Genomic DNA, 14,385 nt, shown 5'->3' with positions numbered 1-14,385 from the left:
GCCCTGTTAACGGAGGCAGGGCTTCAAATACCATTTCCATTCTTTGACACGGGGAATGAAACAAAGAACCGGCTGCCTTCTCCCGGGTGACTGATTACCTCGAGTGATCCGCCGTGTCTTTTTGCAAATTCCCTGCAAAGGGCGAGTCCTAAACCCGATCCCTTTTCTCGTTCAGTTCCGGAAGTCTGAAGATTCCCGTTTTGTTCAAACAATGCCTGTAAGTCAGACTCTTTTATCCCGACACCCTTATCGCTGACAATCAAAACCAGTTCGTCTTCGCTTTTTACAGCCGTCACCAGAATCGATCCACCCCGGTGACTAAACTTTATCCCGTTCGAAACGAGATTTTGAATGATTGTCGTGAGCATGTTTTTGTCAGCAAAAACCAGCGTATCCTGCAAAACTCCATTCACTAAAACTATCTCTTTTTTAAGAGCCGTTGTAGAGACTATTTCGAATGCCTGATCTATAACGAAAGTAAGATTTAACTCCTGCGGTTCGAAAGAGATTTTATCTCTTTGTACCAAAGACCAGTTTAAAAGATTTTCGAGAAGTCCATATAAATTCGATATCGATTTGTAAAGAGTATCAGCGTAGTGCTTAATCTGCTCTCTGGATAAATTATCAGCATCTTCCAGGAGCATCTGAGAGAAATTTAAGAGAATATGAAAAGGGCTGCGGAGGTCGTGAGAAATCATCGAGAAGAATTTATCTTTCGTTGAATTGATTGCAGCGAGTTTTTCGGAGTTTAGCTGTATTTCGGCTTCAACTTTTTTTCGTAAGGTGATATCCCTGACTATCATACTGCTATGAGGCTGTCCGTCGATGTGATAAAAGGCGGTTGCAACCTCGATTGGAAATTTTGTTCCGTCAGGTAAAAGGCCCGTGAGTTCACCAAAAAATTTCCCCGTCTTTGCCCTTTCCTCGAGAGCGAGGGGCAACCTGGGGTCTATGATGTCAACAATGCCTGATCTTCCGACTCTGCAAATTTCTTCCTCGCTCCTTTGAAACATTTTGCAGGCGCTGGGATTTGCAGATTCAATTGTACCGTCGGGTTTTGTAAGAAGAATTGCGTCAATGCTGTTCAAAAGAAGTTGTCGCATCTTCAGTTCACTTCTTTCGAGTTCCTTCAATGCCCTTTTTCGGATTGAAAGATCCTTGGCTACATTACAGGCGTATCCTTCTCCGTTGAGTTCGAAATAACTTGATTTAACCTCAACAGGGATTGATGATCCTGACTTGCTCTTCTGTTCGGTTTCACGGGTAGTGGAGCCGGCTTCTTTCAGAGTAAGAAATTCTTCTGCCCACTTCTCGATTGAGCACGATGCCAGGTCGCAAACATTGATGGCGGAGAATTCATCTTCAGAATAGCCATACATCAGAGATGCTGCAGGATTCACGAAGACGAATTTGCCATCCTTGTCAACCCAGTAAACGGCATCGGGCAAATCTTTGACAGTAAATTCGTAGATTCGGGTGATTTCCGGTTTCTCAAATGTTTCACCGTCGGGGTAAAAAAAAGTTGCCATTTCAAGGCTTTCGTAAATTAACGCAACAACCGGCTAAACATACGAAATAAAAAGAGGTTTTCGCAAAAAATATCGAAAAAATCTTGAAAATCACCCTGCTTGACGAGCTTTCCCTCCGAAACTACTTTTTACTCCTCGCTATTCTGAAGCCCTGACAGAAAAATGTGGTGTCTGAGGAATAGCCATTTCTGTAGGCTGGTTTTCCTTCGAAACCGAGGCCGTACCATGCGCCGCCTCTCTTAACCCGCCAGTTACCTGAGGGGGCACCTTTTGGGTTGGTTTTTGGTGAAGAGCTATAATCTGCATACCAGTCCCAGCACCATTCCATCACATTAAAACTCATGTTGTAGATACCCAGTTCGTTGGGGGTGTTTCCTGCGACCGGGTATGAACCTTTATAGATAAGATGTTCGTTTTCTGATACGGCTACATCACTCATTTCATCACTTCCGCTGTAAAAATAGCCTTTGCTCAGATTTCCGCCTCTTGCAGCGAATTCCCACTCTGATTCAGTGGGGAGCCTGTAGCCGGGGTTTGGGAGATTATCGTTCCAGGTTACGCTCCATTTTAGCTTGTCATATTCGCTTTTATTGCAAGTGTCGATAGTGGATCTGTCGATTGTGTAAACAGGATTTAAACCCTCTCTTTTGCTCAACCAGTTGCAAAATTCTATGGCGTCGTACCAGCTTACATGAAAGACAGGGAAGTCGTTGAACATGCTGTCTCTGAGATACCCCCACTCGTTGTGTCTCCAGTTAATCCCTTTAGTAAACGCAAAATCATCCTTTGTTTTTATATAGCTTGAGTCAATTATCTCTGCCACGGTTTTATATCCCGTTTCGTCAATAAATTTTTTAAAATTTGCCAGCGACACTTCGGTGGTGGAGATGTAATAGTCAGAGACGGTTACTGTATGCTGAGGAACTGATGCAGAAATAAGATATTTTTCTTTCTCAGTGGCTCCCATTTTGAATGTGCCGCCATCAACAAGCCGCATGAACTCACCATCGGAAGCGAAATATCCCGAGTCTTTCTGTGCGAGGGTGACTGATTGCAATAATAAAATTGAAACGGGGAGGAGGAGAAATCTTAAAGAAAAAAGGGACATCGGTTGTTCCATCAATAATTAAAATAAAAGCCGCAATTTAAGGGAAGTTGCATTATCAGAAAGTCCAAAATGGTTTCACCTTCTGTTTATAATTATTTAAATCCGTTCCTGCATATTTACAGGTTCAAAATTTAAATTTATGCTTATTTTTCTCATCATTTTTTTACTAACCGAGAAGATACATGAAAAATCTTATCCTGATGGTTTCTGTCATTCTGCTGATGACGGGAATTACCACTGCCCAAAAGAAGGACGATCCCAAAATGATCAAAACACAAAAAGACTACCCGGCACCTCCCGTGGCAAAAAAACAACCTGTTACTTTTACAGAATTCGGAAATAAAAGAGTCGACAACTACTTCTGGATGAAGGATAAAAAGGATCCCGAGGTTATAAAGTATCTCGAAGCAGAAAATGCCTATGCTGATGAGGTAATGGGACACACTAAAGTCCTGCAGGAGACACTATACAATGAAATGAAGGGAAGAATAAAGGAACAGGACAACAGTGTACCATACCTCGACAATGGCTACTGGTACTATTCCCGTACAGAAACAGGAAAACAATACAACATTCACTGCCGTAAAAAAGGGAACCTCGATGCTCCCGAGGAAGTGATTTTTGATGTAAATAAGATGGCAGAGGGAAAACCGACATTTCTGTTTTCAGGATATGAATTAAGCAGTGACAACCGTTATGCGATTTATTCGAGCAACACGACCGGTTCCTTCGCCGAGGATGATCTTAGAATCAGAGACCTTCAGACGGGGAAAGACCTCGAGTTTTTTGTTCCGGGCACTCAGTCATTTGCCTGGGCGAACGACAGTAAAACCGTTTTTTATGTAAAAGGGAACGAGGCTCTGAGACCTTACCAGTTGTACAGAGCTGATGCTTTCGGAAAAGGGAACGGAACACTTGTTTACGAGGAGAAGGATGAACTTTTCAATATATCGGTTTACAAGAGCAAAACAAACGATTATCTGATGCTTTATTCCGGAAGTTTTACCACAAGCGAGATTTCATTACTCGATGCAAACAATCCGACAGGAACTTTCAAACCGTTCATGCCGCGTAAAAAGGATGTTGAGTATTCTGTTTATCCACACAAGTCTAAATTCTTTGTTCTTTACAAAGATGACAATTCGAAGAATTCCATGATTTATGAAGCTCCACTGAAGGGCTACGAATCGATGTCAAAATGGAATATCCTTATTGCTCATGACCCAAAGGTGAAGATTGAAAACCTTGATGTCTTTAGCAATTTTATGGTGGTTCAGGAGAGAACCGAAGGATTGCGGAAGCTGAGAACCATCACTTTCGACACCTATGTTTCAAGATGGCTCGACTTCCCTGAAGCTGTTTATTCTCTCAATCTGAGCGGTACACCTGAGTATACTTCGAAAACAATCCGGTACACCTACACATCACTCAACAGACCGTGGACTACTTTCGAGTATGATGTTTTTTCCGGTCAGACGAAGAAATTGAAAGTTCAGGAGATTCCGAGTGGATTCAATCCTGATGATTATACGGTTGAAAGATTGTGGGCAAAAGCTCCCGACGGGAAAAAAGTACCGATGGCTGTGGTTTACAAAAAGGGCTTGAAGAAAGACGGAAGTAATCCAGCACTCTTATATTCATACGGATCCTATGGTGCTTCAACCGAAGCAAACTTCAACTCGTCGGTTTTCAGCCTTGTTGACCGTGGATTCGTTTATGGCATCGCCCAGATAAGGGGCGGAAGCGAACTCGGTGAAGAGTGGTATGAGGATGGCAAATTGCTGAATAAAAAGAATACATTCACCGATTTCATCGCCTGTGCAGAATATCTGGTAGACAATAAATACACAAAGCCGGAGAAACTTGCAATAATGGGTGGAAGTGCAGGCGGACTGCTCGTGGGTGCCTGTGTTAACATGCGTCCTGACCTCTTCCATGTTGTGCTGGCTATCGTCCCGTTTGTGGATGTAATAAATACAATGCTTGACGAGACACTTCCCCTTACCACACAGGAATGGGAGCAGTGGGGGAATCCAAAGGAAGAGAAGTATTATAAATACATGTTGTCCTACTCGCCTTACGACAATGTAAAAGCGGTTAAATATCCCAACATTCTGGCAACCGGCGGGTTGAACGACTCACAGGTAAGTTTTCATGAGCCGACAAAATTCGTTGCGAAACTAAGAGAGCTCAAGAAGGATGACAATATAACCATTCTGAAAATGAACATGGAATCCGGTCATGGTGGAGCCTCGGGAAGATATGCCAGATTGAAGGAAGTGGCTTACCAGTACGCTTTTATTCTTGACAGAATGGGCTACACTAAATAGATTGACGGTCAGCGAAACCTGAAGAGGTCACCAACCTCGAGGACAGGGTCGCCTCCGGTACCAACAAATTCATTACGGTGGTTGTCATATTTATAATCTGACGACCACCGGTCTATATTTTTCCTTATTTCGGAAACCGCCTCGGCAATCAGATCAATTTCATCATTGGTCATTGTTGGATGAATCGAGACACGGACCCATCCGGGCTTTTCTGAAAGGTCGCCATGGCTGATTTTTTCGGTGATCCTTTTGGACATCCAGGGATCCACATTTAACAAATAGTGTCCGTAAGTGCCTGCGCATGAACAACCACCTCTGACCTGAATTCCATACCTGTCGTTAAGAATTTTCACAACCAGATTATAGTGGATGTTATCCATATAGAATGATACACAACCGAGCCTGTCCCTGTGGTTGCCTGCAAGGATATGGAGTCCGGGTATTCTTTCGAGTTTTTCCATGAATCCCGGAAGCATCTCATGCTCACGGGAAAGGATGTTTTCAGTTCCCATCTCTTCCTTCAGCATGATCGCCATTGCAGCCTTTATTGTCTGGAGAAACGGAGGAGTTCCGCCATCTTCTCTGGCTTCAATATCATCCACAAATCTGTATTCACCCCAGGGGTTTGTCCAGTCGACTGTGCCTCCACCCGGATCATCGGGCACAGTATTATGATAAAGTTCCGAATCAAAAACGAGTACGCCGGGTGTTCCCGGTCCGCCGAGAAATTTATGGGGTGAAAAGAAGATGGCATCCAGTTTTTCTGCGGGGTCTGCCGGGTGCATGTCTATATCCACATAAGGGGCGGAACACGCGAAATCGATAAAAGCATATCCGCCTGCTTCATGCATGATTTTTGCGAGTTTGTGATATGGAGTCACAATTCCTGTTACATTCGAACAGGCGCTGAAAGCTCCAAATTTCACAGGGCGGTCCTGGTATTTCTCGAGTTCTATTATCAGGTTCTCTTCAGAAACGAGGCCGTTCTCAGCGGGTGGAACCACCACCACATCGCAGATTGTTTCGAGCCATGAAGTCTGATTTGAATGGTGCTCCATATGGGTGAGAAAAACGACAGGCTTTACAGTCTCCTCCATGTGGATAAATTTCCTCAATAACTCAGGTACCCTTAATCCGAGAATTCTTTGAAATTTATTGATCACGCCCGTCATGCCTGAACCGGCTGTTATAATAATATCTTTCTTCGAGGCGTTCACATGCTCTTTGATTTTTTTATGAGCATGGTGATATGCCCTTGTCATTACCGAACCTGTATAGTTAGACTCGGAATGGGTGTTCCCCACGAGAGGACCAAACCGGCCGGCAATTGCCTCTTCGATCGGCAGGTAGAGTCTTCCGCTCGCTATCCAGTCAGCATAGATGAGCTTCTTTTTCCCCTGAATCGTGTCGATGGTCACATCGTTTCCGGAAGTATTGCGGCGAAAAGAGAGAAAATGTTCTTCAAGTTTGGTCATTTTTAATCTGTATGTTATTTTGGGTTCGAGAAAATCTTTTAAATCTGAATCAGGATTTTTAGGTTAAATTAACTACTGATTCACTCAAATTTTGATTGATATATTATGTTAGACCCAAATCATAAAAACTGGGACATAAATAAAGGTGACTACAAGCGCGATTACACTGAGACAAACCGGTTTCTCCTTGCACAGGAACGGAAGAAAAAAACCAAGCAAATTCTGCTTGTAACGATCTCGGTATCCCTGTTATTCAGCGCACTATACGGAATCTTTTATTTGATGTCAGAATAATTGTCTCTTTATTTCTTTATGAGACCATCATTTCTTATTTTTCAGACAAGAATTTAAAAAACAATTGTCCAAAAATAAGAAAATAGACGATGCAGTTTTATATAGGAATAGACGGAGGCGGTACCAAGACACATCTTTTTTGTCTTGACGACCAAAATAACAAGATTGGAGAGAGTTTCGGCGGAAACTCCAACTTCCTGATGAACGGTGTAGAAGCCGTATCAGAGACACTTTTCAATCTTATCAACGATTTCATTTCGACAAACAAGCTTAATTACAACGACCTCGTTGCCACGGTACTCGGAACCACAGGTGCCGGCAGGGTTGCGGATGCAAAGCGACTCGAGGAAGCAGTAACTGAAAAATTCCTTTCCAACAATATCAACCTCAAAAAATTTTCCATCGTATCTGACGCAAGAATTGCACTCGAAACGGCATTTCCCGGTGTCAGCGGAGCCATACTGATAGCCGGTACAGGCTCCATCATGTTTGGCAAAAATCAAAGTGGAGATATTTACAGGGTTGGCGGGCTTGGCAGATTTCTCGGTGACGAAGGAAGCGGCTTCAAACTCGGGCAAAGGGGTCTTACGGCTACCGGAAGAGCGATTGACGGAAGAGGTGAAGATACCCTGATAAGAACTCTCGTGGAAGAAAAATTCGGATTCAGGGAACCGAATGATTTAATCACGGCAGTTTATACCAATAATTTTGATATCGCATCAGTTGCTCCCCTGGTAGTTGAAGCTGCCGGTCAGGGGGATGCCATCGCCCTCAAAATTCTGGATGAAGAATCTGACGGATTGATTGACCATGTAAGAGCTATGATGACTAAATTTGGTGATGAGCCTTTGAGACTCTCGTTCGTCGGAAGTGTTCTGGTTAAATCAAACAGGTTTTCAGAGATGTTCAAAGCAAAACTCGCCGAAAGACTGCCGCAGGTGGAATTGAAACAAACGGACTTTCCGCCTGTAATGGGAGCCGTCTGGCTGGCTCAAAGTGGCAAACTTTAGAAAAGTATTTTCTCACGGATGAAAAATCCCGGAACCGGTTTCAGTTTCATCCTTTTGTGATTTGTTAACAATTTATATAAACCCGGAATAATAATAATATGCGTAAAAAAGAACACAGGCACCCCTGGTCATGGATACCCACTCTCTATTTTGCAGAGGGCATCCCATATGTGATTGTGATGACAGTTTCGGTCGTAATGTACAAGGATTTAGGGGTCTCAAATACTGATATAGCACTGTTTACAAGCTGGCTTTATCTTCCGTGGGTTATCAAACCACTCTGGAGTCCCATTGTTGATATCGTAAAAACGAAGAGGTTGTGGACGGTTGCGATGCAGGGATTGCTTGCTGCCGGGTTTGTCGGAGTGGCTTTCACACTTACGCTACCGATTGAGGATTTCTTCTGGCCCTCGATGATTTTTCTTTCCCTGATGGCACTTGCATCGGCAACTCACGATATTGCCGCAGATGGTTTTTATTTGCTGGCATTGGACAAGGACAAACAGTCGTTTTTTGTCGGAATCAGAAGCACCTTTTACAGGGCTGCCACTCTATTCGGAAATGGCGTTCTGGTGTTCTTTGCCGGTTATTTCACCAAAAATTATTTCAAAGGTGAAGCTGAACCTGCATGGATGATAGTTTTCGGAATTGCAGCCGGACTTTTCCTTCTGTTCTTTGTTTACCACAAATTTATGCTTCCTTATCCCGCTGATGATTCACCGAGAATCGAGGAAGGGAAAAATAAACTTAAAGAATTTTTTCTGGCATTCTCCGGATTTTTCAAACAGAAGAAAATTGGTTTGATACTCTTCTTCCTTCTTGTTTATCGTCTGCCTGAAGCTCAACTTGTGAAAATGGTTGCTCCGTTTCTGAAAGACCCTGTTTCGAAAAGTGGAATGGGATTGAGTAACGAGCAGTTCGCGGTTGTGTATGGAACTGCCGGTATAATCGCCCTCACCATCGGTGGTATTCTTGGTGGTATAGCGATATCGAAACATGGACTTAAGAGGTGGATTTGGCCCATGCTCGTTGCAATGCACCTCCCGATTCTTGCTTTCTGGTATCTGGCAGCGACACCTCCTCACGATATTTTGATCATCGGAGTGGCGGTAGTTGTCGAGCAGTTTGGTTACGGTTTTGGCTTTGCAGCCTACATGGTCTATATGATGTATGTTTCCGACAACAAGTATAAAACTTCCTCCTACGCTGTATGCACCGGTTTTATGGCATTGGGTATGATGATTCCGGGAATGTGGTCCGGCTGGCTGGAGGAGACGGTGGGCTATTCCAACTTTTTCATGATTGTGTTACTGACGGCAATCCCAAGTCTCTTTGCAACCTGGCTGATTCCGCTTGATGCAGATTATGGGAAAAAATAACCCGCCCCGGACAATGGACAATAAATTGATCAGGCTGGCGACGCTTGTTTTGCTCCTTTTTCTTTCGATCACAGGTTGTGGCAAAAAAGAGGTTGATGTAAAAGATCCTGAAATAACCGTGGCAGCGGATGATATCTACAGCAAACTGGAAGAGACACCCGATCCCGATGAAATATTCTCGACAGAGCCTGACCCCTTTATTGATTCAATCCTTACCAGGATGACCCTGGAGGAGAAAGTCGGGCAGTTACTGTTTCCTGCAGTTCAACCGGGCAGAATGACAAAGGAGTATCTCGAAAACAAGCACTTCGAGAGCTATAAACCGGGTGGCTTTGTCCTTTTCGGTTCGAGTATGATGAAAACAGCTCAATTGATAAGGGAATTACAGCAGTATTCCAAAATTCCTTTACTCTTTGCCGAAGATTTTGAAAGGGGAGTGGCAATGCGAATTCCCGGTGCAAAATCGTATCCTTTCAACATGGCACTGGCAGCAGCAAACTCACCTCTCCTTGTTTATGAAATGGGGAAGAGGATTGCCCGTGATTCAAAAATTCTCGGCGTCAACTGGAATCTCAGTCCTGTTGCAGATATCAACAACAATATCTCAAATCCGATCATTAATGTCCGTTCGTTTGGTGAGGACCCTGAACAGGTGGCTGAGCTTAGCATAATGATGATGAAGGGTCTTCATGCAGGGGGTGTACTTTCATCTTTAAAACACTTCCCCGGACATGGCAACACTTCCACCGATTCTCACACAGATCTCGCAGTAATAAGAGGGACTGATGAACAGTTTCGCTCCATCGAACTTTTTCCTTTCAGAAAATGCATCGAAAAAGGGGCTTACAGCGTCATGGTTGGGCATCTTGGTGTGGAATCACAAAATACACCGGATACACCTGCAACACTCTCCTACAACATTGTAACTAAGTTGCTCAGGGAGCAGCTTGGCTTCAAAGGTATCGCAAATACTGATGCGATGAGCATGAAGGCTGTCTCCAAGTATCACAAACCGGGAGAGGCCGCAGTAAGGACGATAAAGGCGGGAATGGATGTAATTATGGCATCACTTGATTCCAAGGAAGCATTCATTGCCATAGTTGCAGCCGTCAGGAGGGGAGAGATCAAGGAATCCAGAATTGACTTGTCTGTCAGAAAAGTGTTGCAGGCGAAAAGATGGACCGGACTTTTCGACAGCAAGCCCGCTTCGATTTCAGAAGTATCGAAACTTGATGCCGAACGGGAGGTGGATGAAATTGCTATGGACCTTGCAATCAGGTCAATTACACTGTTGAAGTCAAGTCCGGGTATTTTCCCGTTGGACAAAAAGAAAAAATATTTCCATCTTGTGATAAAAGACGGTCGTGATTTCCCTAATTATAAATCATTTCTCAGAGAGTTGAATTCGAGAAATAAAAATATTGATACCTGGGAATTACCGCTAAAACCCGACGATACTGATCTTGAAATTCTCTCGGAGAAACTTGCCGATACCAAAGAGGTAATAGTTTCTGTTTATCTTCAGATCCGGAATGCGACGGGGAAGATTAACATGGAGAAATCGACAGTAAAAGTTGTGCAGGATCTCCTTAAAAAAGGGAAAAAAGTAATACTGTTGGCGCATTGTCATCCCTACATTCTGTTGAATTTCCCCCAGGTTGATGTATTTGTGACAAACTATGGAGCTGAGATTTCGGGTGAGAAGGCACTGGCAGTGGCTGTTTTTGGCGAAAACAATATCTCGGGCAGACTGCCGGTTTCAATTCCAGGCACCGAATTTAAAAGAGGGAGTGGAATCGACCTGTTGAAAGAACAGGGGAGAACCCAGGGACTTTCTGACAAGTACAAGAGAATTGATGAGCTGGTAAACGGCGGAATAAAGGATTCCATCTTTCCCGGAGCGGCAATTTCCATAATTAAGGATGGGAAATTGTTTTATGAAAATTCATATGGAAGATTCACCTATGACCCGGCCTCCTTTTCTGTAAAAACAAATTCGATGTATGATATCGCATCCCTGACAAAAGTGACAGCTACCACTTTTGCAGTGATGAAACTGCTCGAGGAGGGGAAAATATCACTCGATGATCCCGTTGAAAAATATATTCCAGAATTTGTAAATAAAAAAAAAGTTACGATAAAAACCATTCTTACCCATACTTCCGGTCTGCCTGCTTCGGGTAAGTTTTTCAGGTCGGGGAAGGGTCCCGACGAAATATTTAATGAAATTTGCGAACTGAATCTGGATTATAAGACAGGTACAAAGACTGTTTATTCTGATCTTGGAATGATTGTGCTTGGGAGACTGATCGAGAAAGTTGCGGGAAAGAATCTCGATCAATTTATGAGGGAGATATTGTGGAGCCCGATAGGGATGTTGAGCACAAAATATAATCCCGAGCAGGTCGACATTCCATATTGCGTACCGACAGAAATAGATGATTTCTGGCGAAACAGGTTGATACAAGGATCGGTGCACGATGAGAACTGTTTTGCACTTGGTGGAATGACCGGGCATGCCGGCCTCTTTTCGACCGTTGAAGACATCAGAAAATTTATGATAATGTTTCTCTCCGGAGGAGTTTTTGACGGTGTTAGATATCTGAAACAGGAGACAATCACTCAATTTATTACCCGTCAAAGCAACAATTCATCAAGAGCACTCGGATGGGATACCAACTTCAAACATGCCGGTGTAGGGGGAAAATCGTTTGCTGAGAACTCATTCGGACATACAGGTTTTACCGGCACATCCATTTGGGCTGATTACCGGAAAAAATTTGCTGTCATCCTTTTTACAAACAGGGTCTATCCGACAAGGAAAAAAGAGGGAATAAAAAACTTCAGAATCAGACTTCATGAGGCATTAGCCACACTTCTGATGTAGATTTAATTGATTTTCCCGATATTTTTTCAAATATTTGCTTAAACGATTTTGAATTATTGGAGAACAATCTTTGCAACAGGCAAATATTACCAATGTAAAACCCCTCCTTCAGAGTTACACACTCGATGGCGACTTAATTCTTTGCATTTTTCAATGTGCTTCCACGGGACAGAAGTTTGCAGCCATGTCCCATATTCCCACCACTATTAATGAACCTGTTTTTAGAGGAAGTGAAGAGAGCGCACTAAACAATGTACGGCACTCGATGTCCCGTATATTTCAGAAAATCATAAATGGCAGGTTTGGAAGCAGAATTTATGATGATGAAAAGTTTTTCGATGCAAAGGCTATTCTCCATAATCGAGTGAGTCAACCCTCTGAAGATGCCATTAATAATGGAATAGTTCTCGCTTTCACTTCCATTAGTTCCCATTTCAGATGGGACGAAGAGTCACAATCGTGGACGGCGAACCGGATACCGCAGGACTTGAAGAAGTACGGGTTCGAGAAAATCCTGCATGAGGGAAAACCACTGGTAGATTCAGAGAAGAAATTCCTTTCCAGAGTTCTGTTGATGGTTGCCGGAGCGGACGAAACTTTAAGGGAAATCGAAAAACTTTTCCTTTTTGACTTCATTTTCCCTGTCCCCCGTGATTTGAATGACATAAGAGTGCCGCATGAGATAACCCTCGAAGAGTGCGAAGAACAAACCCGCTTCGAATTCAAAAAGGCTGTGATTTTGTTCGCATGGGCAATAGCCCTTACCGACAGGGAGCTGGACAGGCGGGAAGCGGATTTTATTATGGAACTGGGGAGCAAGATGAAACTTGATGAGGTTCTTGTGATGAATCTTTGTGAAATTGCCGGGAAATTTGTACTTGTAAAATATCTCGAACATTTGTCTGCCGGGCTGACAGACAGAGAAAAAATTAAAGCAAAAGCTAGAGAGATCTCAAGAATTCTCCTTTTAAGTGATGAAGAAACAACCGAGGTGATCGGGAAATTTTTCTCAGAATAATGCCATTTCCCAATAACTGATTGAAAAAATAGAGTAAATGAAATTCCTTTTATCGTTCTTTGAAATTGAAAAACACGGCTCCTCGATAAAAACCGAAATATTGGCCGGTATCACAACATTTTTTACCATTTCCTATATCATTATCGTTAATCCGAAGGTGCTGGCTGTTGCAGGAATTCCTGAGGAACCGACAATGGTCGCGACGATTCTTGTTGCTTTTTTAGGCACTTTTTTGATGGGTGTTTATGCAAAAAGGCCCTTTGCAATTGCTCCATACATGGGTATGAATGCTTTTATCGCATATACTGTTGTGAAAATCATGGGGCACACCTGGCAAACCGCGATAGGTGCAATATTAATCAGCGGAATTATCCTGATTGTTCTTACCGTTACCGGTTTAAGAGGCTGGCTGGCAAAATCGATACCAACTTCACTCAAACTTGCCTGTACTGTGGGAATCGGCTTTTTCCTGACATTTATCGGACTGATCAAATCGGGAATAATTGAGAGTGCGGGTGGTCCTCCTGTAAGAATCGGCCACCTGAACAACCCGGAGGTCTATCTGGCAATTCTTGGGTTTATTGTCATTGCTCTTCTGATGATGAAGAAGGTGAAGGGTGCGATACTTCTTGGTATCCTTGCGATTACATTTTTGGGGTTCGTTACAGGACTGGCGGAACTTCCAAAGAAATGGGTCAGCATGCCCCCTGATATTTCGCCTATAGTATGGCAGTTTGATCTGATAGGGGCACTTCAATGGAGTTTTGCATCGATAATTCTTACAATCGTTGTTATGGATATTGTAGATACGATTGGAACCCTGATGGCACTTTCGATGGTGGGTAAATTACTTGATGAGAAGGGTGAACTGCCGCAAGTGGAAAGACCTATGCTAAGTGATGCGATTGCAACCACGCTCGCCGGTATTCTCGGAACCACAACAGCGGGAGCTTACATCGACTCGGCAACCGGAATTGAAGCCGGGGGAAGAACGGGCCTTACTGCGGTGGTTACATCGTTTTTATTTTTATTGACGCTCTTTATTTCACCATTTGTGGCGGCGATTCCGGCTTATGCTTATGCACCGGCATTGATGGTTGTGGGTCTGCTGATGATTGGCATGGTTACACATCTCAATTTTACAGATTTTAGTGAAGCGGTACCCGTATTTGTTACCATTGTTCTGATGGCATTCAGTTATAATATCGGCATAGGGATGACAGGCGGATTCATTGTTTACATCATTTTTAAGCTTGCAGCAAAACGGAGTTCCGAAATATCAACAGGTATGTGGGCACTGGGCATTATCTCTTTGATACTGTTCATAATTTACCCATACTAAGAGTGATCAGCTT

At 43.3% G+C, this 14,385-nt stretch carries 10 protein-coding genes; 7 read left to right on the top strand and 3 right to left on the bottom strand.

All coding sequences use genetic code 11. The annotated features are described in order from the left end of the window. Positions 1–23: 23 nt before the first annotated feature. Together J0L60_12115 and J0L60_12110 are read right to left on the bottom strand one after the other, a co-directional pair. Positions 24–1,529, bottom strand: coding sequence for a PAS domain-containing sensor histidine kinase (locus J0L60_12115; protein ID MBN8546866.1), 1,506 nt, complete (start codon positions 1,527–1,529; stop codon positions 24–26). Positions 1,530–1,650: 121 nt separating this feature from the next. Beyond that, on the bottom strand, positions 1,651–2,637 hold the full coding sequence (locus tag J0L60_12110; GenBank protein ID MBN8546865.1) for an SUMF1/EgtB/PvdO family nonheme iron enzyme: 987 nt from the start codon (positions 2,635–2,637) through the stop codon (positions 1,651–1,653). A gap of 182 nt (positions 2,638–2,819) precedes the next feature. Here J0L60_12110 and J0L60_12105 point away from each other — a divergent pair, with 182 nt between their 5' ends. After that, positions 2,820–4,967: a S9 family peptidase gene (locus J0L60_12105; GenBank protein MBN8546864.1), complete on the top strand. Its 2,148-nt coding sequence runs from the start codon at positions 2,820–2,822 to the stop codon at positions 4,965–4,967. Positions 4,968–4,975: 8 nt separating this feature from the next. Here J0L60_12105 and J0L60_12100 read toward each other — a convergent pair whose 3' ends face one another. Next, complete coding sequence (locus J0L60_12100) at positions 4,976–6,442, bottom strand: aminotransferase class V-fold PLP-dependent enzyme (protein ID MBN8546863.1); 1,467 nt, start codon at positions 6,440–6,442, stop codon at positions 4,976–4,978. Positions 6,443–6,547: 105 nt separating this feature from the next. Between J0L60_12100 and J0L60_12095 the strand changes: the two genes are divergently transcribed. The 6 genes from J0L60_12095 (at position 6,548) to J0L60_12070 (ending at position 14,372) form a co-directional block, all read left to right on the top strand. Further along, positions 6,548–6,736 (top strand): hypothetical protein, encoded by a 189-nt coding sequence (locus J0L60_12095; GenBank protein MBN8546862.1) that lies wholly within the window; start codon positions 6,548–6,550, stop codon positions 6,734–6,736. 89 nt (positions 6,737–6,825) lie between these two features. After that, positions 6,826–7,746, top strand: coding sequence for a hypothetical protein (locus J0L60_12090; protein ID MBN8546861.1), 921 nt, complete (start codon positions 6,826–6,828; stop codon positions 7,744–7,746). A gap of 98 nt (positions 7,747–7,844) precedes the next feature. Beyond that, positions 7,845–9,125: an MFS transporter gene (locus J0L60_12085; protein ID MBN8546860.1), complete on the top strand. Its 1,281-nt coding sequence runs from the start codon at positions 7,845–7,847 to the stop codon at positions 9,123–9,125. Between the two features lie 13 nt (positions 9,126–9,138). Continuing rightward, positions 9,139–12,012: a serine hydrolase gene (locus tag J0L60_12080; GenBank protein MBN8546859.1), complete on the top strand. Its 2,874-nt coding sequence runs from the start codon at positions 9,139–9,141 to the stop codon at positions 12,010–12,012. 70 nt (positions 12,013–12,082) lie between these two features. Then, positions 12,083–13,030: a hypothetical protein gene (locus tag J0L60_12075; GenBank protein ID MBN8546858.1), complete on the top strand. Its 948-nt coding sequence runs from the start codon at positions 12,083–12,085 to the stop codon at positions 13,028–13,030. Between the two features lie 37 nt (positions 13,031–13,067). Next, positions 13,068–14,372: an NCS2 family permease gene (locus tag J0L60_12070; GenBank protein MBN8546857.1), complete on the top strand. Its 1,305-nt coding sequence runs from the start codon at positions 13,068–13,070 to the stop codon at positions 14,370–14,372. Positions 14,373–14,385: the final 13 nt, after the last annotated feature.

It is taken from the genome of Ignavibacteria bacterium, from assembly GCA_017302895.1.
In the GTDB taxonomy this organism is placed as follows: Bacteria; Bacteroidota; Ignavibacteria; order Ignavibacteriales; family Ignavibacteriaceae; genus UTCHB3.
This window is presented reverse-complemented; position numbering and strand designations above follow the sequence as displayed.

Coding starts and splice junctions, on each gene's coding strand:
- J0L60_12115 (MBN8546866.1), bottom strand. CDS start 1,529: ATGGCAACTTTTTTTTACCCCGACGGTGAAACATTTGAGAAACCGGAA.
- J0L60_12110 (MBN8546865.1), bottom strand. CDS start 2,637: ATGTCCCTTTTTTCTTTAAGATTTCTCCTCCTCCCCGTTTCAATTTTA.
- J0L60_12105 (MBN8546864.1), top strand. CDS start 2,820: ATGAAAAATCTTATCCTGATGGTTTCTGTCATTCTGCTGATGACGGGA.
- J0L60_12100 (MBN8546863.1), bottom strand. CDS start 6,442: ATGACCAAACTTGAAGAACATTTTCTCTCTTTTCGCCGCAATACTTCC.
- J0L60_12095 (MBN8546862.1), top strand. CDS start 6,548: ATGTTAGACCCAAATCATAAAAACTGGGACATAAATAAAGGTGACTAC.
- J0L60_12090 (MBN8546861.1), top strand. CDS start 6,826: ATGCAGTTTTATATAGGAATAGACGGAGGCGGTACCAAGACACATCTT.
- J0L60_12085 (MBN8546860.1), top strand. CDS start 7,845: ATGCGTAAAAAAGAACACAGGCACCCCTGGTCATGGATACCCACTCTC.
- J0L60_12080 (MBN8546859.1), top strand. CDS start 9,139: ATGGACAATAAATTGATCAGGCTGGCGACGCTTGTTTTGCTCCTTTTT.
- J0L60_12070 (MBN8546857.1), top strand. CDS start 13,068: ATGAAATTCCTTTTATCGTTCTTTGAAATTGAAAAACACGGCTCCTCG.